We start from the raw sequence: 1,356 nt of genomic DNA, 5'->3' as shown, positions 1-1,356 counted from the left end.
ATAAATTTCGGAGCTGCCTGAAGAAGCAGAGCTTGTGCTGGCTACAGTAGTGGTCTTCAGATCATCGATCGTTGCTTGCAGCGAACTGTTTTCTGAAGTAAGGGTTTTCACGTCGGCATTCAGTTGTTCGATTTCGGCTTGTAATGAATCTATTTTTTCCTTAAAAGCACTTTTTTCTTTGTCGTGCTCTTTAGCCTGAGCATTTAAAGAAGAAAGCTCTTTCTCTTTATCTGATAATTTGATTAGGAGTTGGTCTTTGCTCTGAGTCAGTTCTTCAAAGTCCTGGGTCAAAGATTTGAACTCTTCTTGCAATAGTGTGTGTTCTTCAGCGAGTGTTTCATTCTTCAAAATCTCTTCTTCAAGCTTGTTCGCGGAGCTTTCTTCAATTGTGACAAAACCTATGATCGAGAAAGTGATTCCTCCGACTAGTAACGGAAAGAACAATGGCTTTTTGAAGGGATTTTTCTTGTCCATCAACAGAGCGATCATGTAGTAACCAAGGTAGATCAAGGAAGAAAGGATAGCAGCAAACCCGACCAGTAATAACGCCATTGCCATGACTAGTCCCCTCCTATTGTTGTGGATTAATCTCATCATACTACCGTTCTTCGACAGTGCCTAGATAATCGACAATATAAGACTTTATTATTCTTATTTCGATGTGTTTTCCACTTGAATTAAGGTGAATGATTTACTAGATAAGGAATCGTTCTTTGTAGATGTATGGGGAGAAGGGAGAAAAGTAGTATTTATACTTTTTAGCAACATTTTCTAAGGATGATTCAACCATAATCTCTCATAAATTGAAAGAAAACTCATACATAGTGCTCAATGTAAGGGATTTCGCCGATAATGGATGATTTCTATGCTAGACTTTGAAGAGTATGTAAAAAATATTAATTTTATTAAAATAGATTGATCTAGGTGGGAGAAAAAACATCATGAAATTACTCTTAACAGGTGCCACTGGATTTGTAGGAAAGCAACTGACGCTTCGGTTGTTAGGTGAAGGCCATGAAGTTTATGCGCTTGCAAGGAATGAGAGAAAAGCAGATCAACTGCTAGCCTCCGTTCCAACAAAGTTACAAAGCAATTTGACTATTATAAACGGAGATATTTCCAAAAAGCAAGCGGGGGTCTCTGAAGAACAAATGCTAGAGTTGAAAGATTCAATCGATACGGTCTATCACATCGCCGCCTTTCTATCTTTTGATGAGGAAGATCGTGAGCTGACGTTTGAGATCAATTTGAATGGCACAAGAAACATGCTGGAGTTTTCCAAAGCGATAAATGTAGAAAACTTTTTCCATGTGAGTACGGCTTACACACTGGGAAACCAGGAGCACGCGAACGAAG

Annotated in this window: 2 protein-coding genes; one reads left to right on the top strand and one right to left on the bottom strand. The window is 38.8% G+C overall.

Translation table 11 applies throughout. The features are described 5' to 3' along the window. A partial coding sequence (locus LD39_RS14400) for a hypothetical protein (RefSeq protein ID WP_035548479.1) occupies positions 1-558 on the bottom strand: 558 nt, incomplete at its 3' end. 383 nt (positions 559-941) lie between these two features. Here LD39_RS14400 and LD39_RS14395 point away from each other — a divergent pair. After that, positions 942-1,356 (top strand): SDR family NAD(P)-dependent oxidoreductase (locus LD39_RS14395; RefSeq protein ID WP_035548476.1); only part of this gene is annotated, 415 nt, incomplete at its 3' end.

Origin of the sequence: Halobacillus sp. BBL2006, assembly GCF_000786645.1 — a bacterium.
In the GTDB taxonomy this organism is placed as follows: Bacteria; Bacillota; Bacilli; order Bacillales; family Halobacillaceae; genus Halobacillus.
The sequence above is the reverse complement of the archived record's forward strand: the minus strand, read 5'-3'. Positions and strand labels throughout refer to the sequence as shown.